25 protein-coding genes and 1 pseudogene are annotated in these 24,689 nt (G+C 68.0%); 9 read left to right on the top strand and 17 right to left on the bottom strand.

The window, feature by feature from the left end; all coding sequences use genetic code 11:
* Positions 1-67: 67 nt before the first annotated feature.
* Complete coding sequence (locus tag ABZ345_RS35820) at positions 68-1,201, bottom strand: BMP family ABC transporter substrate-binding protein (protein ID WP_359858941.1); 1,134 nt, start codon at positions 1,199-1,201, stop codon at positions 68-70.
* A 162-nt stretch (positions 1,202-1,363) separates the two neighbouring features.
* Positions 1,364-1,516 (bottom strand): hypothetical protein, encoded by a 153-nt coding sequence (locus tag ABZ345_RS35815; protein ID WP_359858852.1) that lies wholly within the window; start codon positions 1,514-1,516, stop codon positions 1,364-1,366.
* A gap of 424 nt (positions 1,517-1,940) precedes the next feature.
* Here ABZ345_RS35815 and sdhC point away from each other — a divergent pair, with 424 nt between their 5' ends.
* Genes sdhC through ABZ345_RS35795 form a run of 4 tightly spaced genes read left to right on the top strand, consistent with a single transcriptional unit; the run spans position 1,941 to position 5,332 of the window.
* On the top strand, positions 1,941-2,363 hold the full coding sequence (sdhC, locus tag ABZ345_RS35810; protein ID WP_359858850.1) for a succinate dehydrogenase, cytochrome b556 subunit: 423 nt from the start codon (positions 1,941-1,943) through the stop codon (positions 2,361-2,363).
* Positions 2,360-2,773, top strand: a complete 414-nt coding sequence (locus ABZ345_RS35805) for a succinate dehydrogenase hydrophobic membrane anchor subunit (RefSeq protein WP_156213255.1) — start codon at positions 2,360-2,362, stop codon at positions 2,771-2,773. The genes sdhC and ABZ345_RS35805 overlap by 4 nt, the downstream gene beginning before the upstream one ends.
* A gap of 22 nt (positions 2,774-2,795) precedes the next feature.
* On the top strand, positions 2,796-4,550 hold the full coding sequence (gene sdhA / locus ABZ345_RS35800) for a succinate dehydrogenase flavoprotein subunit (protein ID WP_359858848.1): 1,755 nt from the start codon (positions 2,796-2,798) through the stop codon (positions 4,548-4,550).
* Positions 4,550-5,332, top strand: coding sequence for a succinate dehydrogenase iron-sulfur subunit (locus ABZ345_RS35795; protein ID WP_359858846.1), 783 nt, complete (start codon positions 4,550-4,552; stop codon positions 5,330-5,332). The genes sdhA and ABZ345_RS35795 overlap by 1 nt, the downstream gene beginning before the upstream one ends.
* Positions 5,333-5,387: 55 nt before the next feature.
* Here ABZ345_RS35795 and ABZ345_RS35790 read toward each other — a convergent pair whose 3' ends face one another.
* The gene (locus ABZ345_RS35790; protein ID WP_359858845.1) at positions 5,388-6,314 is read right to left on the bottom strand and encodes an Lrp/AsnC family transcriptional regulator; all 927 of its coding nucleotides are present in this window, start codon (positions 6,312-6,314) and stop codon (positions 5,388-5,390) included.
* A 70-nt stretch (positions 6,315-6,384) separates the two neighbouring features.
* Between ABZ345_RS35790 and ABZ345_RS35785 the strand changes: the two genes are divergently transcribed.
* Positions 6,385-7,557 (top strand): MFS transporter, encoded by a 1,173-nt coding sequence (locus ABZ345_RS35785; protein ID WP_359858843.1) that lies wholly within the window; start codon positions 6,385-6,387, stop codon positions 7,555-7,557.
* On the opposite strand, the gene ABZ345_RS35780 is transcribed toward ABZ345_RS35785, so the two are convergent.
* A complete protein-coding gene (locus ABZ345_RS35780) occupies positions 7,505-8,659 on the bottom strand; it encodes an FAD-binding oxidoreductase (protein ID WP_359858841.1) in 1,155 nt (384 codons plus the stop codon). The genes ABZ345_RS35785 and ABZ345_RS35780 overlap by 53 nt on opposite strands.
* A 73-nt stretch (positions 8,660-8,732) precedes the next feature.
* Positions 8,733-9,998 (bottom strand): D-alanyl-D-alanine carboxypeptidase family protein, encoded by a 1,266-nt coding sequence (locus tag ABZ345_RS35775; RefSeq protein ID WP_359858839.1) that lies wholly within the window; start codon positions 9,996-9,998, stop codon positions 8,733-8,735.
* Between the two features lie 62 nt (positions 9,999-10,060).
* Here ABZ345_RS35775 and ABZ345_RS35770 point away from each other — a divergent pair, with 62 nt between their 5' ends.
* Together ABZ345_RS35770 and ABZ345_RS35765 are read left to right on the top strand one after the other, a co-directional pair.
* Entirely contained in the window at positions 10,061-10,288 is a 228-nt protein-coding gene (locus tag ABZ345_RS35770) for a hypothetical protein (protein WP_359858837.1), read from the top strand.
* A gap of 8 nt (positions 10,289-10,296) precedes the next feature.
* Positions 10,297-10,647, top strand: a complete 351-nt coding sequence (locus ABZ345_RS35765; RefSeq protein WP_359858835.1) for a hypothetical protein — start codon at positions 10,297-10,299, stop codon at positions 10,645-10,647.
* Between the two features lie 143 nt (positions 10,648-10,790).
* Here ABZ345_RS35765 and ABZ345_RS35760 read toward each other — a convergent pair whose 3' ends face one another.
* On the bottom strand, positions 10,791-11,297 hold the full coding sequence (locus tag ABZ345_RS35760; protein ID WP_359858834.1) for a hypothetical protein: 507 nt from the start codon (positions 11,295-11,297) through the stop codon (positions 10,791-10,793).
* Between ABZ345_RS35760 and ABZ345_RS35755 the strand changes: the two genes are divergently transcribed.
* Positions 11,290-12,204 (top strand): hypothetical protein, encoded by a 915-nt coding sequence (locus ABZ345_RS35755; RefSeq protein WP_359858832.1) that lies wholly within the window; start codon positions 11,290-11,292, stop codon positions 12,202-12,204. The two genes, ABZ345_RS35760 and ABZ345_RS35755, sit on opposite strands and share 8 nt — an antisense overlap.
* 314 nt (positions 12,205-12,518) lie before the next feature.
* On the opposite strand, the gene yhjD is transcribed toward ABZ345_RS35755, so the two are convergent.
* The 9 genes and pseudogenes from yhjD to ABZ345_RS35710 form a co-directional block, all read right to left on the bottom strand.
* The gene (gene yhjD, locus ABZ345_RS35750; RefSeq protein ID WP_359858830.1) at positions 12,519-13,505 is read right to left on the bottom strand and encodes an inner membrane protein YhjD; all 987 of its coding nucleotides are present in this window, start codon (positions 13,503-13,505) and stop codon (positions 12,519-12,521) included.
* Between the two features lie 24 nt (positions 13,506-13,529).
* Positions 13,530-14,546 carry a tryptophan--tRNA ligase gene (trpS, locus tag ABZ345_RS35745; RefSeq protein ID WP_359858828.1) on the bottom strand — a complete coding sequence of 339 codons (1,017 nt, stop codon included), beginning with the start codon at positions 14,544-14,546 and terminating at the stop codon, positions 13,530-13,532.
* Between the two features lie 27 nt (positions 14,547-14,573).
* Positions 14,574-14,729, bottom strand: a complete 156-nt coding sequence (locus ABZ345_RS35740) for a hypothetical protein (protein WP_359858826.1) — start codon at positions 14,727-14,729, stop codon at positions 14,574-14,576.
* Between the two features lie 159 nt (positions 14,730-14,888).
* Positions 14,889-17,411: a bifunctional FO biosynthesis protein CofGH gene (locus ABZ345_RS35735; protein ID WP_359858824.1), complete on the bottom strand. Its 2,523-nt coding sequence runs from the start codon at positions 17,409-17,411 to the stop codon at positions 14,889-14,891.
* 62 nt (positions 17,412-17,473) lie between these two features.
* Positions 17,474-19,135, bottom strand: a complete 1,662-nt coding sequence (locus ABZ345_RS35730) for a TIGR03767 family metallophosphoesterase (RefSeq protein ID WP_359858823.1) — start codon at positions 19,133-19,135, stop codon at positions 17,474-17,476.
* Between the two features lie 112 nt (positions 19,136-19,247).
* Positions 19,248-19,391, bottom strand: a pseudogene (locus ABZ345_RS35725) (exodeoxyribonuclease III); the annotation flags it as partial.
* Positions 19,392-19,427: 36 nt separating this feature from the next.
* Positions 19,428-20,018: a hypothetical protein gene (locus ABZ345_RS35720; RefSeq protein WP_359858821.1), complete on the bottom strand. Its 591-nt coding sequence runs from the start codon at positions 20,016-20,018 to the stop codon at positions 19,428-19,430.
* A 9-nt stretch (positions 20,019-20,027) separates the two neighbouring features.
* Positions 20,028-20,831 carry an exodeoxyribonuclease III gene (locus tag ABZ345_RS35715; RefSeq protein ID WP_359858819.1) on the bottom strand — a complete coding sequence of 268 codons (804 nt, stop codon included), beginning with the start codon at positions 20,829-20,831 and terminating at the stop codon, positions 20,028-20,030.
* An 11-nt stretch (positions 20,832-20,842) separates the two neighbouring features.
* Entirely contained in the window at positions 20,843-21,061 is a 219-nt protein-coding gene (locus ABZ345_RS35710; protein ID WP_359858817.1) for a hypothetical protein, read from the bottom strand.
* 169 nt (positions 21,062-21,230) lie between these two features.
* Between ABZ345_RS35710 and ABZ345_RS35705 the strand changes: the two genes are divergently transcribed.
* Positions 21,231-21,545 (top strand): hypothetical protein, encoded by a 315-nt coding sequence (locus ABZ345_RS35705; protein ID WP_359858815.1) that lies wholly within the window; start codon positions 21,231-21,233, stop codon positions 21,543-21,545.
* A 24-nt stretch (positions 21,546-21,569) separates the two neighbouring features.
* Here ABZ345_RS35705 and ABZ345_RS35700 read toward each other — a convergent pair whose 3' ends face one another.
* On the bottom strand, positions 21,570-24,200 hold the full coding sequence (locus tag ABZ345_RS35700) for a LuxR family transcriptional regulator (RefSeq protein WP_359858813.1): 2,631 nt from the start codon (positions 24,198-24,200) through the stop codon (positions 21,570-21,572).
* 153 nt (positions 24,201-24,353) lie between these two features.
* Entirely contained in the window at positions 24,354-24,635 is a 282-nt protein-coding gene (locus ABZ345_RS35695) for an SH3 domain-containing protein (RefSeq protein ID WP_359858811.1), read from the bottom strand.
* Between the last annotated feature and the right edge of the window lie 54 nt (positions 24,636-24,689).

Genomic DNA, 24,689 nt, shown 5'->3' with positions numbered 1-24,689 from the left:
GCACCAGGCCCTGTGAGGGCAGATCCTCACAGGGCCCGGACGTGCGAGCGACTAGCGGACTGACGGACTACGGCTTGTCCGCGACCTTGATCTTGCCCTCGATGATCTGGGCCTTGTAGCCCTCGAGGACACCCTGAAGCTTCGCGTCGATCTTGCCACCCGAGGTGGCGTAACCAACACCGTTGACCTTCAGGTCGAAGACCTTCGGCAGCGACGCGAGGTCGTTCTTGGCGACGGCCCGGATGTAGTCGTAGACCGCGACGTCGACACGCTTGAGCATGGACGACACGATGACGTCCTTGGTGTCGGCGACGGTCGCCTGGTTGTACTGGTCGGAGTCGACGCCGATCGCCAGCACGCCACCCTGCTTGGCTGCCGAGAAGATGCCCTTACCGGACGCGCCCGCGGCCTGGTAGATGACGTCGGCACCCTTGTCGATCTGGCCCTTCGCGGCTTCCTGACCCTTCGGGGCGTCCTGGAAACCGGTGAAGTCACCGGCCGGGGTGATGTACTTCTTCTCGATCTGGATCTTCGGCGCGGCGGCCTTGGCACCCTGGAAGTAGCCGGCCTCGAACTTCTGGATCAGCGGGATCTCGACGCCGCCGACGAAGCCCACGTGGCACTTCTTGCTCTGGTACGCGGCGATGACACCGGCGAGGAAGGAACCCTCCTGCTCGGCGAACAGCAGCGGCGTCACGTTGGCCGCACCCTCGACGGCCGAGTCGACCAGGCCGAACTTGACGTTCGGGAACTCCGCGGCGACGAGCTTCATCGACTCGGCGTAGGCGAAGCCGACACCGACGATCGGGTTGAAGCCCTCGGACGCGAGCTGGCGCAGACGGGTCTGCTTGGCCGACTCGTCCTCGTTCGGGGCGGCGGAGAGCTCGCGCGTGTTCTCCTTCTTGATGCCCATGTCGGTGAGCGCCTTGTCGAGACCGGCGGCGGCGGAGTCGTTGAACGACGCATCGCCTCGGCCACCGATGTCGTAGGCCAGACCGACCTTCAGCGCACTGCCGTCCACCTTGTCACCGTTGGCGGCGCTGGTGTTCGAAGTAGTAGGCGCTGCGGGAGGCGAAGCGAACTCGCAAGCGGCCCCACTGCCGGTGTTCGAGTTGTTGCTCCCGCCACCCGAGTCCTTCGCGCAGGCGGCCATAGTCATCACGCTGGTCAACGCGATCGCGGCGACCGCGACACCACGCATACGACGACGCACGGCTCGTCTCCTCCCTGAGGTTCCTCCCCAACGACGTTGTTGGGTTCTAGACGGCGCACCGTACCTCTTAGTAACCAAGCTCGTTGCGGCCAGCACCTACAAAGACCCCTATCGGTTACGCATTCGACGCTTTGGCCGTACCAGTGGTGATCACTCGTGTTCGGCGCGTGGCGAAACGTCCTCTTCAGCCGCTTCCCCGCACTGATCGTCGTCCAAACGGCGCAGTTCCGCGCGTCGTGCCCAGCGCTCCAGCGCGGACGACATCCCCGCGACCGGTCCGCCCGGCGGCAGCTCCCTCCCCATGGCTTCAGCATCAACTGAGACGCTGCCGCGACGCTGACTTGGAAATTTCATCCGGCCGACCGCCGCTGACCTGCGCTTCGGCATTCGACGAAACTTCTTCGCCGCAATGGTGAACCGTTCGCCGGGTGCCGGTCGTGTAGAGGGTGGCAAGTGCCCTTGCCGACGACGGCGGCCCGGACCAAGGCGGAGGTCCAGGCCGCCGTCCTCTTTCCTCTCCCGGGTTCGATTCCCGGTACGAACGCCCGTTTGTGGCGTGGACCGCATTTCGGTATCGATCAAGACCGCTTGGGCGATCGACAGCGTGTCTCATCAGTCACACAGCGGGTGCGCCTGCTGGGTCACCTCCGACGTGCGGGACTAGCATTTCCCGGTCATGGTCGGACTGTTCACCGACCACCACCACTGACGTTGGAGGCCGCGGCGCATGACCAGCGCAGGCGCACCCGAGCGGTCGGGCACCACCCGAGGGGGTGGGACGCTCTACCGCGGAGATCTGGGCATGTGGTCCTGGGTCGCCCACCGGATCACCGGTGTCCTCACGTTCTTCTTCCTCTTCACCCACGTGCTCGACACGGCGCTCGTGCGCGTGTCACCGAACGCGTATGACTCGGTGATCGAGACCTACAAGAACCCGATCGTCAACCTCTTCGAGGTCGGCCTCGTCGGCGCGGTGCTCTACCACGCGCTGAACGGCATCCGGGTCATGCTGGTCGACTTCTGGGAGAAGGGCGCCAAGTACCAGCGGGTCATGCTCTGGACCGTGCTGGCCGTCTGGGTCGTCGTGATGATCCCCGGCTTCTACTTCATGATGGAGCGCACGATCTCCGACCTGGTTGGGGGTCACTGACCATGTCTCTCGCACTCGACAAGCCCCGCCAGCCGCGCCGCCCCGCGGCCCGTCGCAGCAACGGCGAGCTCTACAGCTGGCTGTTCATGCGCCTTTCGGGCCTGCTGCTCGTGGTCCTGGTCCTGGGCCACCTGTTCATCATGAACATCCTCGACGGCGGCGTGCACAAGATCAACTTCGGTTTCGTCGCCGGCCGCTGGGCGTCCCCGTTCTGGCAGTTCTGGGACCTCGCGATGCTCTGGCTCGCGCAGATCCACGGCGGCAACGGCGTGCGGACGGTCATCAACGACTACGCCCGCAAGGACTCCACCCGGTTCTGGTTGAAGATGCTGCTCTACGTCTCGATGGTGCTGATCGTCTCGCTCGGCACGTTCGTGATCTTCACCTTCGACCCGAACATCTCGAACTGACCCGCGCGGGGAGCCCACCACAATGCAGTTCCACAAGTACGACGTGATCATCATCGGCGCTGGTGGTGCCGGAATGCGCGCGGCGATCGAGTCCGGCCAGCGCGCCCGCACCGCGGTGCTCACCAAGCTCTACCCCACTCGTTCCCACACCGGCGCGGCCCAGGGCGGCATGTGCGCCGCCCTCGCCAACGTCGAGGAGGACAACTGGGAGTGGCACACCTTCGACACGATCAAGGGCGGCGACTACCTGGTCGACCAGGACGCCGCCGAGATCATGGCGAAGGAGGCGATCGACGCCGTTCTCGACCTCGAGAAGATGGGCCTGCCGTTCAACCGCACGCCCGAGGGCAAGATCGACCAGCGCCGGTTCGGCGGGCACACGCGCAACCACGGTGAAGCCGCCGTGCGCCGCGCCTGCTACGCCGCGGACCGCACCGGTCACATGATTCTCCAGACGCTGTACCAGAACTGCGTCAAGCACGGCATCGAGTTCTTCAACGAGTTCTACGTGCTCGACATCTGCCTGACCGAGACGGAGAACGGCCCGGTCTGCACCGGCGCCGTCGCCTACGAGCTCGCGACCGGCGAGATCCACGTCTTCCAGGCCAAGTCCGTCGTGTTCGCGACCGGTGGATTCGGCAAGGTCTTCAAGACCACGTCGAACGCCCACACGCTGACCGGTGACGGCATGGGCATCGTCTTCCGCAAGGGCCTGCCCCTGGAGGACATGGAGTTCTACCAGTTCCACCCGACCGGCCTCGCGGGTCTCGGCATCCTGCTGACCGAGGGTGCCCGCGGTGAGGGCGCGATCCTGCGCAACGCCTCGGGTGAGCGGTTCATGGAGCGCTACGCCCCGACCATCAAGGACCTGGCGCCGCGCGACATCGTGGCCCGTTCGATGGCTCTCGAGGTGCTGGAAGGCCGTGGCGCCGGCCCGAACAAGGACTACGTGCTGCTCGACTGCACGCACCTGGGCGCCGAGGTCCTCGAGACCAAGCTGCCCGACATCACCGAGTTCGCCCGCACGTACCTGGCGGTCGACCCGGTCGTCGAGCCCGTCCCGGTGTACCCGACCGCGCACTACGCGATGGGTGGCATCCCGACGAACATCCACGGCGAGGTGCTGCGGGACAACGACAACGTCGTTCCCGGTCTCTACGCCGCCGGTGAGTGCGCCTGCGTCTCCGTGCACGGCGCGAACCGCCTCGGCACGAACTCGCTGCTGGACATCAACGTGTTCGGCCGCCGCGCGGGCATCGCCGCCGCCGAGTACGCGCTGTCGCGTGACTCCCACGTCGACCTGCCGGAGAACCCGGCTGCTGCCGTCGAGGCCCAGGTCGCTCTCGTTCTCTCGGACCACGGCCAGGAGCGCGTCGCGGACATCCGCACCGAGCTGCAGGCCACCATGGACGCCAACGCGTCCGTGTACCGCACCGAGGACACGTTGAAGAAGGCACTGCACGACGTCCAGGCCCTGAAGGAGCGCTACGCGCACATCCAGGTGCAGGACAAGGGCAAGCGCTTCAACACGGACCTGCTGGAGGCCGTGGAGCTCGGCTTCCTGCTGGAGCTGGCCGAGGTCCTCGTGCACGGCGCACTCGAGCGCAAGGAGTCCCGCGGCGGTCACGCCCGCGAGGACTACCCGAACCGCGACGACACGAACTTCATGCGCCACAGCATGTTCTACAAGCAGGGCGACGGTCTGACCGCGGACATCCGCATGGACTACAAGCCCGTCACCTTTACCCGGTACAAGCCGATGGAGCGCAAGTACTGATGACCGCCACCGCTGAAACCACTTCTGGCTCGCGCGGCTCGCAGCCGCCGGTTCCGGACGGCGCTGTCACGGTGACCGTCAAGATCCGCCGGTTCAACCCGGAGTTCGACGACGAGCCGCGCTGGGACTCGTTCGACATCCCCGCGCTGCCGTCGGACCGCGTGCTGAACCTGCTGCACCACATCAAGTGGTACGTGGACGGCACGCTGACCTTCCGGCGTTCCTGCGCCCACGGCATCTGCGGCTCGGACGCCATGCGCATCAACGGCGTGAACCGCCTGGCGTGCAAGGTCCTGCTGAAGGACCTGCTGCAGAAGGGCGACAAGCACACCACGATCACCATCGAGCCCATCAAGGGCCTGCCGGTGAACAAGGACCTGCTCGTCGACATGGAGCCCTTCTTCGAGGCGTTCCGCGCGGTCAAGCCGTACCTCGTGACGTACGGCAACGAGCCGACGCGCGAGCGGATCCAGTCGGCCGCCGACCGCGAGCGCTTCGACGACACCACGAAGTGCATCCTGTGCGCCTGTTGCACCACGTCGTGCCCGGTGTACTGGTCGGAGGGCTCGTACTTCGGGCCCGCCGCGATCGTGAACGCGCACCGGTTCATCTTCGACTCGCGTGACGAGGGCGCTGAGGAGCGGCTCGACATCCTCAACGACATCGACGGCGTGTGGCGGTGCCGGACCACGTTCAACTGCACCGATGCCTGCCCGCGTGGCATCCAGGTCACGAAGGCGATCCAGGAAGTGAAGCGGGCGCTGCTGTTCAAGCGCGTCTGAGTCGTTCTGCGTCGGAGAGCGCCGCGTTCCCGTTGGGGGCGCGGCGCTTTCGCGTTCACCCGGCTCGTTTGACGGTGCGGATGACCGGCGCGGTCTCCATCCGGTCGATGCCCTCGATCGTGGCGACCCGTTCGGTCAGGTACGCGTAGAGCGCGTCGATGTCGCGGCACACGACCTTCGCGAGCACGTTCGCCGGGCCGGTGGTGATCGCCGCCAGCGCGACTTCCGGTTGCCGTGCAAGGGCTTCCGCGACGCTCACGAGCCGGTTCGGCCGCACCGACATCCACAGGACCGCCATCGCCGTGAAGCCGAGTGCGACGGGGTCCACGTCGACGTCGAAGTAGAGGACTCCGGCGGCGCGCAGGTGGTTGACCCGGCGGCGCACGGTCGGTTCGGACCACCCCGTGGCCGTGGCGAGGTCGGCGAACGTCGTGCGGCCGTCGTGGCGCAGGGCGGCGAGCAGGCCTTCGTCCACTTCGGACTCGGTCTGGTCGAACGACGGCGTGAGACGGGCGATCTGGTCGTGGGAGAGCACGTCCGCGCGGCCCGCCCAGCCGACCGGACCGCCGACGAACGACCTCAGCAGGCAGTGCGCGGACACCGACACGACCTTCGGGGTGTTCGGAAGCTGGTGCAGCAGCAGCGCTTCCGGTGCGTTGGCGGCCCGGATGACGCAGGAGATCTCGGTGCCGCCCGAGGTGAGCTGCACCCACGACGTGTCCGGGCGCTGGGCGAGCGCCTTCGCGACCTTCAGCGCCGCGTCCGGGGTGCAGCCCAGTCGCAGGAACCATTCGACCTGTCCGACCTTGCGCGCGTCGATCATGCCGACGACTCGCAGCGCGCCGTTCTCCCTGAGCTTGCGGTAGCGCCTGGCGACGGTCTGCGGTGACGTACCGAGCACCGCCGCGACGTGGTTGAACTGGACGCGGCCGTCGACGTGCAGCGCGTGGAGGACGGCTCGATCGAGATCGTCGAGGTTCATGCTTGGCATTATCCGTCAGATCTGGCCTGGTATGCGGTTGATCGAGTCTTGGAATCCTAGTTTCGCGTACATGACACAGCCCTACCGCTGGCGGTGGCCGGCGCTTGCCGCCCTGTTGCTCGCCGAGGCGATGAACCTGTTCGACAGCACGGTGATGCCGATCGCGGCACCCGCTGTGCGTGTCTCGTTGTCGATGAGCGACACGGCGTTGCAGTGGCTCACCAACGGCTACACGCTGCCGTTCGGGCTGCTGCTGATCGCCGGTGGCCGGCTCGGAGATGTGCTGGGACGCCGGCGGGTGTTGGTGATCGGGATGCTCGTTTTCGTGCTGTGCTCGGTGTTGTGCGCGTGGGCGCCGCACGTGGCGGTGCTGCTGACGGCGCGTGCGGTGCAGGGCGCTTCGGCCGCACTGATCATCCCGCAGACGTTCGGCCTGATCCGTGCCATGTTCTCCGGCGACGAGGTGCCCAAGGCGCTGGGGACGATCGGGCCCGTCATGGCGTTGTCCGCGTTGTGCGGGCCGGTTCTGGGCGGGTTGCTGACCGAGGCGTTCGGCTGGCAGTCGGTGTTCCTGCTCAACGTGCCGCTCGGCCTGGTCGTGCTGGCGGCCACTCCGTTGATTCGCGAGGACCGCGCTGCGGGCAGGCCGGGGTTGGGCGGGTTGTTGCGGGGCCGGGTGTTTCCCGCGTCACTGGCCGGGTCGCTGCTGTTCTTCGCGGTGATGAACGGGCTGGTGTTCGTGCTGGTGCTGTTCCTGCAGCTGCGGGAGGGCAGGACGCCGGCGGGTGCCGCGCTCACGCTGCTGCCGTGGTCTTCCGGGCTCGCGCTCGGGTCGTGGGTGACGGGGTCCGTGCTCGTGCCGCGGTTCGGGCCGCGGGTGATGCGTGCGGGACTGCTGCTGGTGCTGCTCGGCCTGACGGGGCTCGCGGTGTCGTTCACCGCGGTGCCGCTGCTCGTGACCGGGATCGGTCTCGGGATGTTCACAGTGCCGTTCTTCGGCAACGCGCTGTCGGTGGCGGCTCCGGACGAGACCGGGTGGGCGTCCGGCCTGCTGAACGCGGTGCAGCAACTCGGCGCGACCGCCGGAGTCGCCTTGCTGGGCGCGGTGTTCTTCCGGTTCGGCGTCTCCGCCGCGGTGCTCGCGTCGATGGTGCTGATCGTCGCGGTGCTGGCGTCGACCGCCGTGATGATCAGAGGGACTGCGGGAAGTGCAGCAGTCCGGCCGGGTCGTAGTGCCTCTTGATCTCCTGGAGGCGTTGCAGGTTCTCGCCGTGGTAGGCGGGCAGCGGGTCGTCCAGGAACAGGTCGGGGAAGTTCGGGTACACGCGACCCGACGAGTGCTCGTGCAGGCCGGTCCACGTCCGGTGCACCCAGCCGGCGTCGGTGCTCGCGTGCTCGACCAGGAACCGCTCGGCGCGGTGGACGAACGCGGTCGCGGCCGGGCGGATCCGGATGTAGGCGCCGCCCATCGGCGTGAAGTTCAGTTCCTGGCCGGGCTCGTCGGGCAGAGCGTCCGCGGGGATCGGGCGGCGGAAGAAGTGGGACCTGCTGGTCACCTGTCCTTCCAGGTCGCCGAGATCGTCGAAGGACTGCTTGAGCTCGAGGTACGGCATCGTGGCGATGTCGGCGGTGGCCGGCGCGAGGTCGAGGAACTCCTCAGGCGATCCTGCTCCGAACAGCGTGACCTCACGGGTGGAGATCTTCAGGTTCGCGCTCAGCTCGTCCGGGGCGTCGGGCGCGATCTCCTGCCACTTCTCCAGGATTTCGGCTGCTCTGCTCCTCGGCCAGGTGAGCACGAACCTCGTCGTCGGCTCCGCCTGGACCGGCTCGAAGACGAGCTTCGTGACGACGCCGAACTGACCGCCGCCCGCGCCTCGCAACGCCCAGAACAGGTCGGGCTCCCGGTCGTCCGAGCAGTCGGTCGTCCGGCCGTCGGGCAGCACGACCTCTGCCGCGCGCAACCGGTCCGACGTCAGGCCGTAGCGGCGGCCGAGCAGTCCCAGTCCGCCGCCGAGGGTGAGGCCCGCGATGCCGACCGTCGGTCCGCAGCCGGCCGGGAGGGTCAGGCCGTGCCGGTCGAGCCCGGCGTACACCTCGGCCAGCGTCGCTCCCGCGCCGATCGTGGCGAGGCCGTCGTGCACCGAGACGGCGTTCATCGGGCTGAGGTCGAGGACGATCCCGGTCGTGGAACTGCGCCCGGCGAAGCAGTGCCCGCCGCCGCGCGGGGTGATGTGGATGCCCGACTCCCGTGACCAGGCGAGGGCGTTCGCTACGTCGTCGTGCGTGGAGCAGCGCACCACCGCCAGAGGGCGGATGTGCTGGTAGTTCGGCAGAACCTGGCTCATCGCGCCTCCACTCGGCCCCCCGGATGCGAAACGGCCCCGGCACAGGTGCGCCGGGGCCGTCGTCGTCGAGCTCTCAGACGCCCTGTGGCGCCTGCGCTGCCTGGCGACGTGCCCTTGCCGCCTTGGCGCGCTTGTTGCGGATGAAGAGGAAGAGACCGGCCAGCAGACCGACACCGGCGATCGCCGTGATCGGGAGGCCGACCGTGCCGAACGCCGTGGGCGTCGGGCGGCTCGTGCTCGAGTCGGCGGCGGCCGTGTCGGAGCTGTTGTCGTTGGTCTGGGTCGTGACGACGTTCGGCTTGGGCTGCGGAGCGCCGTCCACGAGCTTGCCGACGCCGCCGGGGCCCATGCCGAAGCCGTAGTCGAGGAGCTTGGCGGCCTGGTTGGTGATGTGCGTGGGCTGTTGCTGGCCGCGCAGCAGCACGACGACCAGGCGGCGGCCGTTGCGTTCGGCGGCGCCCACGTAGGTGTGCTGGGCGTCGTCGGTGAAGCCCGTCTTGCCGCCGATCGCGCCCTCGTAGTTCGCCATCAGGCGGTTGTCGTTCGTCAGCATGATCGTGCCGCCGTTGCGGCCGGGGAACTGCGCCTGCGGGAGCTTGACGGCCTGGGCGAACTCGTCGTACTTCATGGCGCCGCGGAAGATCAGGGCGACGTCGTAGGCCGAGGTGCTGGTGCCGGGAGCGTCGAGGCCCGACGGGGTCACGGCGCGAGTGTCGAGGGCGCCGAGCTCCTTCGCCATGGCGTTCATCTTGCGCAGGGCGTTCGGGACGCCGCCGAGCTGACGGGCCAGGGTGTGCGCCACGTCGTTGCCGGAGGTCAGCAGCAGACCGTGCAGCAGCTGGCGGACCGTGTACTGGCCGCCGTCCTTGAGGCCCACGCAGGTGCACTCCTGCTGCGTGTCCTCGGCGGAGGCGGTGACGACGAGGTCACCGCGCAGTTCCTTGGCGACGACCATCGCCAGCAGCACCTTGATGACGCTCGCCGGACGCTGACGGCCGTGCGGGTCGTACGCGGCGATGACCGCGCCGCTGTCCATGTCGGCGAGCATCCACGACGTGGCGGTGATGCCACTCGGCGGCTGCGCCTGGTTCGGCGGCAGGATCAGACCGCACTCGCCCAGCCGGTCGCCACCGATCGGCTTCTCCGGCACCTCGAGCGCGGGCGGGGCCTTCTGGCCGGGCGCCGGCTGCTCGGACGTGTCCACCGGCGGCGGCGGGGTCTCGCGGTTCGCGCACTGCGCCGAGCCGACGGCCTGCTGTGCGGTGCCGGTCGGTGCGGCGAACGCGGCTGTGGCCGTTGCTAGGACCAGGGCGACGATGAGCCGTTTGGTGAAGGGCACGCCCCCCAGGCTATCCACCCCCGTTTAGCGTCTTGCACGCACCACGTCCGATACTGGTGAACGTGAAGCTCTCGCGCCCGATGTCACTCTTCCTGGTGGCTTTCGGAGTGTGGTCGTGGGTGATCTGGCCCACGTTCCTGAAGAACATCTGGAACGACCCTCGTTCGTTCAGCAACGGACCTACCGCTTTCTTCACGGTGCACCTGGTGCTCGTGATCGCCTCGCTCGTGTTCGGCACCATCATCGGGGTGCTGGGCGTGCGGGGTTTCCTGGCCACTCGACGTCGATAGGAAACGCTGTGGAGTTCGTACGCCTGCTGCTGGTGTTCCTGCACCTGCTGGGCATGGGCATGCTCGTCGCGATGATCATGTTGCAGGCCCGGGCCGGCAAGGACGCGCCGGTCAACAAGGGCTGGCTGCACGGCTCGGCTCTGCAGCTTCTGACGGGTCTGGCCCTGGTCGGCATCGACCCGCTGGTCGACTCGGTGAAGTACGACCACATCAAGATCGGCGTCAAGCTGCTGGTCCTCGTGGCCATCGCCGCCCTGGTCGCGATCAACGTCAACAAGCCCAAGGCCCCGTCCTGGCTCCTGCCGACCGCCGCGTCGCTGGTCGTGCTGAACGTGGGTGTCGCGGTCTTCTGGACCTGATCGAGCGATATCGGGTGCACGCGTGGGTGACGTCTGCCCACTGCGCGTGCGGTGCTCCATTCGTGGGCGAACCATCGGTGCATGTCCCGTATCGCCTACATCGGTGTGCTCGTAGCGGCCGCGGCGCTGACGGTCGTCGCTTTTCAAGGTGCGGGGCCGGAGGCAGAAGCCTCCGGCGACCACCGCGTGTGCGTGAAGGCGTGGTGCCCGAAAGACCGCCCAGGACGCGGCGCTCCCGTTCCCAGAGGCGACGACACCACGACGACCACGTCCACCACCACGACGACTCCGTGCACCACGACCAGCACCACCACGAGCACCACTGACACGACCACGTCCACGACAACGTCCTCGTCCACGACGACGACAACCCCGCCGACCTCGACTTCGACGACAACCACGACTCCGGTGACGACGACTCCGCCGGTCACCACCACGACGAAGCCGCCGGTCACGACCCCACCGGTCACGACGCCGCCCCGCCACGAGGACAACCGCCTCGCGAACACGGGCTTCAGCATCGGCTGGCTGCTGCTCCTGGGCGTCCTGCTCGGCATCACGGGCGTGCTCCTGCTGCTGATCATCCGGACGAGGCCCGCCGCTCGCCGCTGACTGTCGGTGGTGTTCGTCACACTGGACTTCGTGCTCATCGAACACCTGCGCGAACGCAGCGACCTGGGCGTCATCACCGCCTCGACCCTTCGCGCGCTGGGGGTCCCGAACCCCTGGCGCCGCTGCGAGCCCGGCGGGCCGTGGCAGCGCATGCACCCAGGCGTGGTGCTGCTGCACAACGGCCCGCCGACGCGCGACCAACAGGTCACCGCGGCCTTGCTGCGCGCAGGCCCAGGCGCCGTCCTCACCGGCGCCGAAGCCTGCCGCCGCCACGGCCTGCCCGCCTCGGGCACCGAGATCCACGTCCTGGTGCCGGGCCGCCGCGTCGGCTCGGGCCAGCTGATCGTGGAACGTGCTTCCCCGATGCCCGCTTCCAACGACGTGGGCGGCTTCCCCGTCGTGTCCGCAGACCGAGCCGTGGTCGACGCGTGCGGCCAGCTGCGGTCCGCGGACGCCGCCACGGCCCTGGTCGCCGCAGCGATCCAACGGGGCCGCTGCACGCCCGCGAGCCTCGCCGCGGAGGCCCGCACGAACCGCTACGGCACCAAGCTGGTCCGAGCCGTCCTGAAGGAACTGGGCCGAGCGGAATCGGTGGCCGAGCGAGACGCCCGCCGCCTCTCCCGCCGAATCCGCCTGACCACCCCGCACTGGAACGTCACTATCGCCGACGCCGACGGCCAGATCATCGCTCGGCCGGACGCGTGGTTCGACGATGTCGGTCTGGCTTGGGAGATCGACTCGAAGGCGTTCCACTACGGGGCGCGCAACTACGAGCGAACCCTCATGCGGAACAGCCGGTACGCCGCAGCGGGAATCCTTGTCGTGCAGACGCTGCCGACGCGGTTGCGCGACAACCCGGAGGCGGTCGCGCGGGAGCTGAAGAAGGCCCACAAGGCAGCAGCGGCTCGGCCTCGGCCGCCGGTGCGGATCGTGGAACGGAACTGACTACGGGCGGGGCACGGAAGGGCGCAAAACGAGCGCGACAATCAGCATGCCAAGGGGAATGGGCCTTTTGATCGCCCGCGATGCCGGAGGCGAGCAGTCCGAACCTCTACCACTCTGAGCTGCGGTGATGACGTGCCCAGCCCCAATCGCAATCGTCGCGAAGCGGCGATGACTCGACCCGGCCCGTCAGCACCTGCGCGCCCACCAACGCAAGGTGACCGGCCCGCACTGGTGACCCCTCCGCTGGAACGCGACCAGCCCACGCAAGCCGACCACCCGCCAGCCCCCGAAAGCCGACCCGCCCGAAACGGTCCCTACCGCTTCCTCCACCGAAGCCCGAGCAACGCCCCGACCAGCGCCCCAACCCCCAACATCAACGACGGCGAAGGCCCACTCCGCACCGAAACCACGGGCGAGATCACCGCAGGCGCCGGCACCGGAACCACCTCAGGCTCCCGGTTCTCCCGAGCAGTGGCCGTCCAAGCCGTGATGAACAACAAGAACTGAGCCACCAGGTTCGCGAACACCAGAACACCGATCACCGACCCGAAAGCCGCCGATGTGGGCGACCGGGTCACGAACGACAAAAAGATCGTCGCCGCCTGCTTCAACACCTCGAACCCGATGGCCGCGGCGAAAGCACCGCGCAACGCACTGCGCCACCCGACCGCCTTGCGCGGCAACCGGGCCAGCACCCACAGGAACACCATCCAGTTCGCCAGCAGCGACAGGATGATCGAGGCGATCCGCACCAGCGCGTGCGCCCACCCGGCGTTCTCGAACCCCATCCAGTCGAGCAGGTCCTCCGCGAACCCGGACCCGGCGGCCGTGATGGCGAACGACAGCACGATCGCGAGCCCGAGACCGATCAGCGCCACCAGGTCACGCCACAACGAGCCGAGGAACGGCAGGTTCTCCTTGGCGTGGCCCCACTGCGCGGTCAGGGCGTCGCGGAGGTTGCTCATCCAGCCCAGGCCGGAGTAGGCGGCGCCGAGCAGGCCGATGATGCCGACCGTGCCCTTGGAGTCCAGGGCGGTGTTCACGGCCTCGTTGATCTGGTCGCGCAGGTCCTCGTCCGGCACCGCGTGAGCGATGGCGTCACGGAGTTGGGCCAGCAGCTCCGGCTGGGACTGCAGCACGAAGCCGGCCACCGCGAAGCCGATCATCAGCATCGGCACCAGGGACAGCACGCTGAAGTACGTGACCGCCGCCGCGTAGTGCGTGCCGTAGCGCTCTGTGTAGCGCTCGTAGGCCAGCATGATGTGGTCCAGCCACGCGTACTTCCGCCGCCACTTGTCCACGACGAGAACGCTAGTGCAAGTGCACTACTCGGGCAGAACAAACCCGATCTTCTCGTACGAGCGGCGCAGCGTCACCGAGGCGACCTCGCGGGCTCGTTCGGCGCCGGCGGCCAGGATCTTGTCCAGTGAGGCCACGTCGTCGAGGTACATGCGGACGCGTTCCTGCACCGGCGTGACCCACTCGGTGAAGACCTCGCCGAGGTCCTTCTTCAGGTCGCCGTAGCCCTTGCCGTCGTAGTCCGAGACCAGCGACTCGACCGAACGGCCGGTCAGGGCCGAGTAGATCGTCAGCAGGTTCGAGACGCCGGGCTTGTTCTCGACGTCGAAGATGATCTCGCGGCCCGTGTCGGTCACGGCCGAGCGGATCTTCTTGGCCGAACGCTTCGGGTCCTCCAGCAGCTCGACGACGCCGCCGGGGACGGACTTGCTCATCTTCGACGTCGGGTCCTGCAGGTCGAAGATCTTGGCCGTGTCCTTGACGATGTACGCCTCCGGCAGGCGGAAGGTCTTGCCGTAGCGCGAGTTGAAGCGCGTCGCCAGGTCGCGGGTCAGCTCCAGGTGCTGGCGCTGGTCCTCGCCGACCGGGACGTAGTGCGCCTGGTACAGCAGGATGTCCGCGGCCTGCAGGATCGGGTAGGTGAACAGGCCCACGCCGACCGCGGCGTCCGAGCGCGACGACTTGTCCTTGAACTGCGTCATGCGCGACGCCTCGCCGAAGCCCGTCATGCACTGCATGATCCACGCGAGCTGGGCGTGCTCCGGGACGTGCGACTGCACGAACAGGGTGGCCCGATCCGGGTCGATGCCCAGCGCGAGGAGCTGAGCGGCCGAGACGCGCGTGTTCTGGCGCAGTTCCTTCGGGTTCTGCTCCACGGTGATCGCGTGCAGGTCGACGACGCAGTAGAACGCGTCGTGAGCTTCCTGCAGCGCCACCCACTGCCGCACCGCGCCCAGGTAGTTGCCGAGGTGGAACGAGCCTGCGGTCGGCTGGATGCCGGACAGCACTCGGGGGCGGCTGGTGGGTGCGTTCTCCGTGGACACGAGCGAAATCTTCTCAGACCAGGCGAATCAGTTCTGCGCGGTGTCCTGCTGGACCAGGTCGATGCGCTGGTTGGCCGCCACGATCGGAGCGGGCTTGCGCCGCTTCACCAGGCCGTACACCAGACCGCCGACGCCCGCCGTGACCGCGACCAGGCCCACGGGACCCGCAGCGGTTCCGGTCATGCTGCTCTCAACCGCAGCGCTCAGTACCAGACTCATGCCGTGCACTTGCCGAGCCTCCCCAAGGCACAGGACCACCCCGGAACGGGTGAACCTTGCTGACTGATTGGCCGCCAAGCTACCGAACACCGGTAGCGTCCATGCGCCAAGTCAGACTATCGGTCACTGGTGATCGGTTCGCACTCGCCCATATGTCGTAGTCCGCTGACGCGCGTTACGCCCTGCTAGTGAAGCCAGGGTCTCGAGCTCACTCACAGTGCGCGCCGACCCGTGTTCGGACCCGGCCATGCGGCTGATGGTCTCCTCCATCAACGTGCCGCCGATGTCGTTCGCGCCGCCGTTGAGGATCTCCGCGGTGCCCTCGTCGCCGAGCTTGACCCACGAGCACTGGATGTTGTTGACGCGCCCGTGCAACGCCAGCCGCGCGAACGCGTGCACGGCGCGGTTGTCGCGACGGGTGGGGCCGGGGCGCGCGACTCCCGCCAGGTAGATCGGGGCGTTGCGGTGCACGAACGGCAGTGCGACGAACTCCGTGAGCCCACCGGTCCGGTCCTGCAGCTGCGCCAGCACGCGGAGGTGGGTCAGCCAGTGACCTGGGTGGTCCACGTGGCCGTACATCATCGTCGACGACGAACGAATGCCCAGCTCATGGGCGGTGCCGACGACCTCGAGCCAGGTCGCGGTCGGCAGCTTGCCCTTGGTCAGCACCCAGCGGACGTCGTCGTCGAGGATCTCGGCCGCAGTGCCGGGGATCGTGTCGAGGCCGGCCTCGCGCAGCTCCGTCAGCCACTCGCGCACGCTCACGCCGGCCTTCGCGGCGGCCGAAACGATCTCCATCGGACTGAACGCGTGCACGTGCATCCCGGGGATGCGCTTCTTGATCGCGCGCACGACGTCGGCGTAGTAGGTCACCGGCAGCTTGGGGTCGATGCCGCCCTGCATGCAGACCTCGGTGGCGCCGTCGTCCCACGCCTCCTGCGCGCGGTCGGCGACCTCCTCGGTCGAGAGCCGGAACGCGTCCGCGTCCCGTTCGCGCTGGGCGAAGGCGCAGAAGCGGCAGCCGACGTAGCAGACGTTCGAGAAGTTGATGTTCCGGTTGACCACGTACGTGACGTCGTCGCCGACCACCTCTCGACGAAGGTCATCAGCAAGACGCGTCATCTCTTCCAACGCCTGACCATCGGCGGTGAGGAGAGCCATCGAGGCGTCGGTGTCGTCGAGCAACGCGGCCGGGTCGTTCGCGGCGATCTTCAGTCCACGTTGGACGTCTTCGGAAAGTCGTTGCGGCGCAACGGGGATCTTCAGCTCGGCCCAGTCGCCGTAGACCTCGTCGAAGTCACCGCGGCGGTCGCTGGTGCGGCCTTCGGTGTCGATCGAGGTGTTCAGATCCGCGCGGCCGTAGGTGTCGAGCCCGCCGTCCGGCTCCTGCCACTCGCGGCCGATCACGGTGGCGTCCGGGTTCGCGAGGCCGCTTTCCAGCGCCAGCGCGGAAACGTGCGTGGTGAGCCGGGTGTCGATCCACTGCCCCGCCGCCGCGCGGACGTAGCGCGGGTAGACGTTCAGGCGTTCCTGCAACGAAAAGCCGGCCTCGCGCGTGATGTCCACGAGCTCGTCGACCTGGGGCCACGGCTTCTCGGGGTTCACGTGGTCGGGCGTGACCGGTGAGACGCCGCCCCAGTCGTCGACGCCCGCGCGCAGCATCAGGCCGAACTCGTCGCCGACCAGGTTCGGCGGCGCCTGCACGCTCACGGTCGACGGCATGACAAGGCGCGCAACGGCGATCGTCGCGGCGAGCTCGGTCAGGTCGGCGTCGGGCATGCCGCGCATCGCCGTATCCGGCTTGGCGCGGAAGTTCTGGATGATCACTTCCTGGATGTGGCCGTACTGCTTGGCGATCTGACGCATCGCGAGCAGCGACTCGGCGCGCTCGGTCAGGTTCTCGCCGATCCCGATCAGGATCCCGGTGGTGAACGGGACGTTCACGCGGCCGGCGTCGGTCAGCACCCGCAGGCGGACAGCGGGTTCCTTGTCCGGGCTGCCGTAGTGCGGACCGCCCTTCTCGCTCCACAACCGCTCGGCCGTGGTCTCCAGCATCATGCCCATGCTGGACGCGACGGGCCGCAGCCGCTGCAGCTCCTCCCAGCTCAGCACGCCGGGGTTGAGGTGCGGCAGCAGACCGGTTTCCTCGAGCACCGCGATGGCACTGGCCCGCACGTAGTCCAAAGTGGACTCGTAACCGCGCGCCTCCAGCCACTCCTTCGCGGCCGGCCAGCGGTCCTCCGGCCGATCGCCGAGCGTGAACAGCGCTTCCTTGCACCCCTGCTCGGCACCCGCGCGGGCGATCGCCAGCACCTCGTCGCGTTCCAGGAACGCGGCGGGCAGCTTGTGCGGCACGGTCGCGAAGGTGCAGTAGTGACACCGGTCGCGGCACAGCCTGGTCAGCGGGATGAACACCGACCGGCTGTACGTGACGACACCGGGACGCCCCTCCGCGAGCAGGTGCGCGTCACGCACCTTGCCCGCCGCTATCAACAGCGCCTCCAGGTCGTCCTCGCGCGCGTGCAGCAACACGGCCGCCTCGGTCGCGTCGAGCACGGCACCGTCTGCGGCCCGGCGCAGCGCACGACGCATGGCCGCCGCGCTCGGCCGGGGCTGCGGTGGGATTAGCGAGATGTCCACTGCCACGTCAACGACCTTAGGCCGCCGAAATTCCTGATCACCGCGATCAGGGTGTGGGAAGGATCTCGTCAGCGCACGCTGACCAGCAGTTCCGTGTTCCGGTCCAGCGGCGTGCCGAGCGGGTTCGTGCGCGAGTGGATGTCGTTGTAGGTGAACTCCCGGCACAGGCTCGCGAGCGCCGTGTCAGACCTGTCGTCGTAGTCCACCTGATACGGCGCGTCGGCTTCGAGCAACGTCGTGAACAGCGACAACGTGCCGTCCCCGTTGTCCGCGACCTCGATGACGCGGGCGTGCTGCGGGTAGTCGACGTGCGCGGCGGTGTTGATCTCCCAGAAGCTCCGGGACGCCGTGTCGTGCCGGTGCGGCGTGATCACGTTGCGGTGCGTGTGCCCGTTGACCCACGCCAGCACGTTCGGGAACCGGTGCAGCAGGTCGACGAGCGCGTCGCCGTTCATGCGCGGGTCCAGCGGCCTGCGCCGGTCCGGCAGCACATTGCCCATGGTCTTGGACGTGTGGTGGCTGAACAGGACGAACAGCTCGTCGGTGACGCTCTGCCGTGTGGGGCGTCCGAGCCAGTCGTAGTAGAGCGAACTGTTGCGCTTGAGGGTCTTCTCGATCCAGTTGAGCTGGTGCAGCCCGATCGAGCCTTCCGAGAAGCCCGCGAGGTTCGTCGTGTCCATGCTGATGCCGGTCACGCCGGGTGCCATGCGGAACGTGTAGAAGACGTCGACGCCGTCCGCGTTGGCGTCGGTGTAGCCGTGGCCGCCCGACGGCAAATGCTTGCGCACGAACTCACCGGTGTCGAACAGTCGTCGGCGGCTGTCCGGCGTGACGGTCCGGACGACGCCGCTCCCGCTCGTGAGGATGGCGAGTGCCTCGGGGATCGCCTTCGGATCGTTGAAGGCCTGCGCGACCTTGGCGTTCTGCACGGGGTCGCCGAACCCGACGATCTTCTTGCGGCCGGTGTACCAGCTGTCGAGCAGCCCGTCCGGCAGCGCGCCGACCACGCTGTCGTCGTGGTTGCCGATCGTGGAGAACCAGGGAACGTTGACGCCGGGGCTGGCGAACTCCCGCACGGCGGCGTCGAGCAGTCCGCTGAGCTGTGGGAAGCCCGCGGCCTTGTAGTCGTCCGCGCCGGCCATGTCCGGCTGCCAGTACGTCCTGATGCCCGCGTTCTGCACGCCCTCGTACCCGCCGTCGCCCGTGTTGGGCGTGATCCGGCCGCCGTTGAGGATCGCGAGGAACCAGTCGAGCTCGACGTTCTCGTGGTTGTCGGTGTTGTCGCCGGTCGTCATGAGGAAGTCGAAGGGCCTGCCGGTCAGCGGGCCGTTCCTGACGGCGTTGACCCTGCGGACCAGCGACGTGGAGCCCTGCGCGGTGAGCGCCTCCTGCGGCCGGTGCGCGCTGGAACCCATGACCGGGTGCAGGTACTCGAACCGCAGCGGGCTCTGGGCGTCGCAGATGTGCATGTCGCTGAACTGCACGAAGCTGGTCAGCGCGCTGCGCCTGGCCTCACGACCCGCCTTGGCCTGGACGAGATCGCTGCGCACGACGGTCGGCCAGCCCGGCCCGGCCGCGAGCCTGCGGTAGCCGCTGGTGCCGATCGGCGCGGCCGTGACGTCGAGCGTGGTGCCCGCCGTGGACGCAAACGCTTGGCGGTCGAGCAACGGGATGCCCGCCACTCCCACACCCATGGCCGTCAGGAAGGTGCGCCGGTTGAACCCCGTCATGAGCCGCCCCCGAATCTCAGCGATGGTGAATCATGTTCAGATTCGGGGAGCTGGCAGGTGAAATCGAGCCGTCAGGCGGGGGACAAGAGCGATAAAGGCTGGTCGGGCTGGGTCAGTCGGCGTAGACGACGGTGACGGGAGCGTGGTCCGACCAGCGCTCGGCGTACGTGGCCGCACGTTCGACGACCGCGGACTGAGCCCGAGCCGCCAACGAGTCGGTGGCCACCTGGTAGTCGATGCGCCAGCCGATGTCTGATTTTGCACACCGCATACGCCTGGATGATTCTTTGGTCTAGGCAGACTTGCGCCACGGCAAGCTCAACGTCTTGCGAGGTTTGTGAGGCAGCACAACAGGTTCAGCAGTCAGCTTGGCCAGTTCGGTGCGGTAGACCTTTCGTAGGTCGGCCATCGCATCAGTGGCTCTTGAAGCCGCCTCGTTAGCTTGATGACGCAAGCCGTCGTCAACCTTCCCGTCGTGCCGGGCACTGCTGTCAACCATCTTCACAGCGAAACTCATGCCAAATACCGCCGACAGCGCCTTACGCGTAGCTTCGATCGCCTCATCTGAGCACACAAGCTCCACCGCGACGAGACCACTTCTCGACGCCTCTTCAAGCTCGGGAAATTTGCTCGCATCGCCCCTTCGGAAGGCACTGTTCAGAAGGTGCATGGAAAGTACATAAGCTTCGGTGTGCCACTTGTCGAACGCCAACAGGCACGCAGCGAAGGCTGCCCTCTGGCTGTCCAACTCGCGCTGTTGACGCTCTTGAGACCACTTGAGTTGATCACGTTGGAATTCACGTTGGTTGGTGAGGGCCTGGGTCACCCACACGCCAATCAGAGCGGCTAGAGCACCAATGAGGGCTGACCACAGAGAACCCATGTCGGCAGGCTAAGCCTTGGGGTAGTCGAACGTGCACGTCACGGGAGCATGATCAGACCATCGTTCCTGATAGGTGGCCGCACGTTCGACGACCGCGGACTGAGCCCGAGCCGCCAACCCGTCGGTGGCCACCTGGTAGTCGATGCGCCAGCCCGAGTCGTTGTCGAAGGCCTTGCCGCGGTACGACCACCACGAGTACGGCCCGACGGCCTCGGGGTGCAGCGAGCGCATCACGTCCGTGTAGCCGGAGGAGAAGACGGACGACATCCACTCGCGCTCGTAGGGCAGGAAGCCGGACGACTTCTGGTTCGTCTTCCAGGCCTTCAGGTCCGACTGCTGGTGGGCGATGTTCCAGTCACCACACACGAGCACCTCACGGCCCGACACGGCCGCCTTCTCCCGCAGTGACACCAGGTACGGCAGGAAGGCCGCCATGAAGCGGTCCTTCTCGTCCTGCTTCTCGGTGCCGACGTCGCCGGAGGGCAGGTACAGGGACGCCACTACGACGTCCGGCAGCTCGATCTCCACGTAGCGGCCGGAAGACTCGAACTCCGCGGTGCCGAAGCCGATGCGCACCGACGTCGGTTCAACGCGCGAGAGCACACCCACGCCCGCGCGGCCCTTCAACGACGACGGGGCGTAGACGCCGTGCCAGCCGGCGGGTGAGTGGACCTCGGGAGAGAGCTCGGACGGTTCGGCGCGGACTTCCTGCAGGCACACCACATCAGCAGAAGTTGCCTCAAGCCACGAGAGGTAGCCCTTCTTGGCAGCAGCGCGCAGACCGTTGACGTTGATCGTGGAGACCGTGAGCACGACGGAGGAGCCTACCGAGAGGCCAGTCCCCAGGGCTTCGGGTACTCCGCGCCGCAGCCCGCGCAGTGTGCCGTCAGGTCGAGATAGCCGACGATCGTGGCCATCTCGTCGCGGGGCAGGGCGAGCTGGCGCTGGCCGTCCAGTTCGGTGTAGAGGCCCTGCCACTCGGGTACGCAGGAGCACTGCGTGACAGCCCTACCCCGGCCCCACCGAAACATGTTCCGCAGCATGCCCGCAAGTTTGCCACACGCCACCGAAGTCGTTGACCAATGCAAACCCGCACTTCGGTGAACACGAATTCTTCGGAGCCACCTCTTGAGCGTGCGGATCGCGATGGGCCAGATTTTCCACGGGCCCAGGAAATCTCCCCAAAGCAGTGAAAAGCATCAAGGAGAAGAAATGAACGCGATCAAGGGTGTTCTCGTCGGTCTCGCCGCCACCGCCGTGCTCGTCGGTGGTGCCGCCCAGGCCGTCGCCGCGCCGGCCAGCAGCCAGTCGGCCGAGGCTTCGGCGAACGTGACCGGCGAGGTCGTCGCGGTCGTCAAGGGCAAGTCCATCAAGGTGCGCGTCGACGCCTCCACGACGGTGGACGTGGACTACGACCTCAAGAAAACGGTCGTGTCCGGCGAGCTGAAGATCGGCGGGTCCGTCAGCGTCAACGGCAAGAAGATCGACGGCAAGATCGTCGCGTCGGGCATCATCGTCATCAAGTAACACCCCAAGCGGAAAAGGCCGGTCTCACACGCCGGCCTTTTCCAATGCCGCGGCCAGATCGCGCCGACCGGAAATTCCGAGTTTTCGATACGCACGCGTCAAATGAAGTTCAACGGCTCGTGGCGTGACGAACAGTTCCGCCGCGATTTGCCGGTTGGTCAGGCCCAGCACGGCCCGGCGCACGATGTGGTCCTCCTGCGCGGTCAGGACCGAACCCGACGGCGTGCGGGCCGGACGTCCTCCCGCCGCGCGCAGCTCCCGTGCCGCCACGCCCATCAACGGGATCGCGCCGCATCTCTTCGCCACCTCGTGGCCCTGCCGCAACGCCGCCAGGGCTTCCGGGCCGCGCCCGTACGCACGCAGCGCGACGCCCCAGTCGACCAACGCCCGCGCGAGCTCGAGGCGCGCCGGGGAAGTCCGCAACATCGTCACGGCCTCCTCCAGCAGAGCCACACTCCCCGTCACGACACCGGAAACCCGCAGCGCCACACCGATCGGCACGGCGAGTCCCCAGTCGCGCGCCAGTTCCAGCTCCTGCGCGGCCAGGCGGAGAGCCTGATCCCGCTCCCCCAACGCCATGTGCGCCAACGCCGCGTGCGAGCGCCACGGCTGCAACGACGGATTACGAGCCCCACGGCGTTCCATCCGGCGGCCGCAGTCGAGGTGGTCACGCAGAGCGGAGGCCGGGTCGCCCAGAGCCATGCGCAGACGGCCGCGCTGGTGCAGAAGTGCGTGGTAGTGCGTGTATTCGGGCAGATCGCCGTCGAGCTCGCGGTCACGCACGAGCCGCAGCGCCGACGCCGTGTCGCCGGTGTCCACCCACGCGCCGACCAGCCCGGCGACGGCAACCACCACGTTGCCGTCCTGGTTGGCCCCCAACGCATCCAGCTTCTCCAGCGACGTCATGCCGTGCTGTTCCGCGGAAGGCAACGCCCCGAGCCGCCGCGCCACGTGACACCGCAGCCCCTGCACCAACGCCGCACACACGGCCAGATCGCGTTCGGCCGTCACCCGCAACGCCTCGTCGCACTGCCGGTCCGCCTGCTCGTACTCGTCGATGCCGATCAGCGCCACGATCAGGTGCGCGAACGAGAACTGGTCGATCAGGTCGCGCCCGATGTGCAGCGGCAACGACGCCCGCACCCGCCGCCGCGTCTCCCCGAGGTTCGCGCCGATCATCGCGCCGCGATACGCCAGCACCGTGTTCAGGAACCGCTCGTTGCGCGCCGACGTCATCCGCGAGCCGCTCAACCGGGCGATCCGCGTCTCCACCTCACCGGAGAAGAACGACTCCTCCAGCCCGAGCGACAACGCGTACAAATCCAGCCGCTGCGCCAGATCCGCGTCGACACCCGACACCCGTGCGACCACCGACTCGACCTTCGCCACCGCGTCCCGGTACATCCGCCGCCCGGCCAGGTCGTAGGCGAGCAGCAACGCCATCCGCCCCTCGGCCAGCACGTCCATCGACGCGCTCGCGGCCTTGTTCAACGACGCGATCGCCGCCCCGGGATCGACGAGCGACTGCGCCTCGCTCAGCTCGACCAGCACCTCGCCGCGCAGGTCGTCCGGCAGCGGTTCGCGCAGAAGCCTGCGCAGACAGGCGATCGCGACGTCCGAAGTGGACCGCCGGGCCGCGATGCGCAGCACGTCCCGCACCCAGTCCTCACCGATCGGCGCGGCCTCCAGCAGATGCGCCGCCACGTCGTCGACCGGTGCCTGGTCGTCGTGCCGGAACCGCGCCGCACGAGCGTGGATCGCCGCCCGGTCCAACGCGGTCGTGCTCTGCGCCAACGTCGTCAGCACCATCGGCACACCCGCGAAACCCAAGCCGCTCAACGCCCGTGACGCCTCCACTGCCTCTCGCGGCCCCAGACCCGCCGCCGCACCCGCCAACGCCAGATCAGCGTCACCGAGCACCGCGAACGACCGCGCCAGCGCCACCACCTGCGGACCGGCCTGCGCGAACCGGGCCACCAGTTCGCCGGACCGTTCCCCGAGATCGCGACGGCGCAGACCCAGGAGATACGGGTTGCCGCGGGTGGCCACGCGCCAGTCGGCGACGACCTCGTCCGTGACACCGGAAGTGAAGATCGTCCGCAGGAACCGGCCGCACGCCGGCTGGTCGAGACCGGCGAGCCGGACCCGCTGAGCATCCCCGACCACCTCGCGCAGCAACGGCGTCGCGTCGAGAGCGAGGCCCCGCGTCACCACCACGGCCACGGGCAGCTCGCCCAACCGTCTTCGCAGGTAGGACAGGAAGTTCAACGACGGCACGTCGGCGTGCTCGACGTCGTCCACGGCCAGCAGCACCGGTGAACCGATCGAAACCTCGCGGACCAGCCGGTGCAGCCGGTGCATCGCGGCCTGGTCCACGTCACCGTCGAGGATCTCGTCGGCCTCGCTCTCGAAGAGCTGCGCGACCACCCCGAACCGGAACCCGGACTCCGACACCGAACACTGCGCCCGGAACACCGCGAAGCCCAGATCGCGAGCCATCCGCACGGTCTCGGCCAGCAGCGACGTCTTCCCCATGCCCACGCGGCCCTCGACGCACACCACCGACGGCACGCCCAGGGCCGCCTCGTCGAGAGCCCGCCGGACCGCCGTCAGCTCACGCCCGCGGTCGGACACCACGGAACTCGCGACCGCCACCCGGACACGTCCCTTCGCCACACGCAGTTAGAACACGTGGCGGCGCGTTCGAGGGCCGTTCTGCCTAGTCCAGCCGGATCAATCCTATGGAGGGCCGCCCGAGGTGGAAAGAGCTTTCCGCGCTGGGAAACGCCTGGAATTTCGGAGCGTCCCTCACGTGCAGTTGGAGTCGCTCGTCAACGCGACGAACTGCGAGCTCACCCAGCGCCGGTCGCTCAGCATCCGGTACCCGTTCTCGACGCGCCCCTGAGCGTCCGTGACGGCGTCGCGCTGCATCGTCGAGACGATCGGCTGCATGTCACCGGGCCCGGACCGGACGTTGAGGATGTCCGCGGTCACCGTGATCTTGCAGATCTGCGAGCCCTTGTCGCTGCCCATCGGCTTGCCGCCGCTCGCGAGGTACATCACCCCGGCGACCCCGAGCACGCCAATCACGATCAGTCCCCTGACCGGAACACCCAACATCGCCGCCTCCGAACACCGCAACTG

Origin of the sequence: Lentzea sp. NPDC005914 (assembly GCF_040629405.1) — a bacterium.
Classification (GTDB): domain Bacteria; phylum Actinomycetota; class Actinomycetes; order Mycobacteriales; family Pseudonocardiaceae; genus Lentzea.
The sequence above is the reverse complement of the archived record's forward strand: the minus strand, read 5'-3'. Positions and strand labels throughout refer to the sequence as shown.

What these genes read in the sequence shown, in the direction of transcription:
- ABZ345_RS35820 (WP_359858941.1), bottom strand. Translation starts at nt 1,201, where the DNA reads ATGCGTGGTGTCGCGGTCGCCGCGATCGCGTTGACCAGCGTGATGACT.
- ABZ345_RS35815 (WP_359858852.1), bottom strand. Translation starts at nt 1,516, where the DNA reads ATGGGGAGGGAGCTGCCGCCGGGCGGACCGGTCGCGGGGATGTCGTCC.
- sdhC (WP_359858850.1), top strand. Translation starts at nt 1,941, where the DNA reads ATGACCAGCGCAGGCGCACCCGAGCGGTCGGGCACCACCCGAGGGGGT.
- sdhA (WP_359858848.1), top strand. Translation starts at nt 2,796, where the DNA reads ATGCAGTTCCACAAGTACGACGTGATCATCATCGGCGCTGGTGGTGCC.
- ABZ345_RS35795 (WP_359858846.1), top strand. Translation starts at nt 4,550, where the DNA reads ATGACCGCCACCGCTGAAACCACTTCTGGCTCGCGCGGCTCGCAGCCG.
- ABZ345_RS35790 (WP_359858845.1), bottom strand. Translation starts at nt 6,314, where the DNA reads ATGAACCTCGACGATCTCGATCGAGCCGTCCTCCACGCGCTGCACGTC.
- ABZ345_RS35785 (WP_359858843.1), top strand. Translation starts at nt 6,385, where the DNA reads ATGACACAGCCCTACCGCTGGCGGTGGCCGGCGCTTGCCGCCCTGTTG.
- ABZ345_RS35780 (WP_359858841.1), bottom strand. Translation starts at nt 8,659, where the DNA reads ATGAGCCAGGTTCTGCCGAACTACCAGCACATCCGCCCTCTGGCGGTG.
- ABZ345_RS35760 (WP_359858834.1), bottom strand. Translation starts at nt 11,297, where the DNA reads ATGAGCACGAAGTCCAGTGTGACGAACACCACCGACAGTCAGCGGCGA.
- ABZ345_RS35740 (WP_359858826.1), bottom strand. Translation starts at nt 14,729, where the DNA reads ATGACCGGAACCGCTGCGGGTCCCGTGGGCCTGGTCGCGGTCACGGCG.
- ABZ345_RS35730 (WP_359858823.1), bottom strand. Translation starts at nt 19,135, where the DNA reads ATGACGGGGTTCAACCGGCGCACCTTCCTGACGGCCATGGGTGTGGGA.
- ABZ345_RS35720 (WP_359858821.1), bottom strand. Translation starts at nt 20,018, where the DNA reads ATGGGTTCTCTGTGGTCAGCCCTCATTGGTGCTCTAGCCGCTCTGATT.
- ABZ345_RS35710 (WP_359858817.1), bottom strand. Translation starts at nt 21,061, where the DNA reads ATGCTGCGGAACATGTTTCGGTGGGGCCGGGGTAGGGCTGTCACGCAG.
- ABZ345_RS35705 (WP_359858815.1), top strand. Translation starts at nt 21,231, where the DNA reads ATGAACGCGATCAAGGGTGTTCTCGTCGGTCTCGCCGCCACCGCCGTG.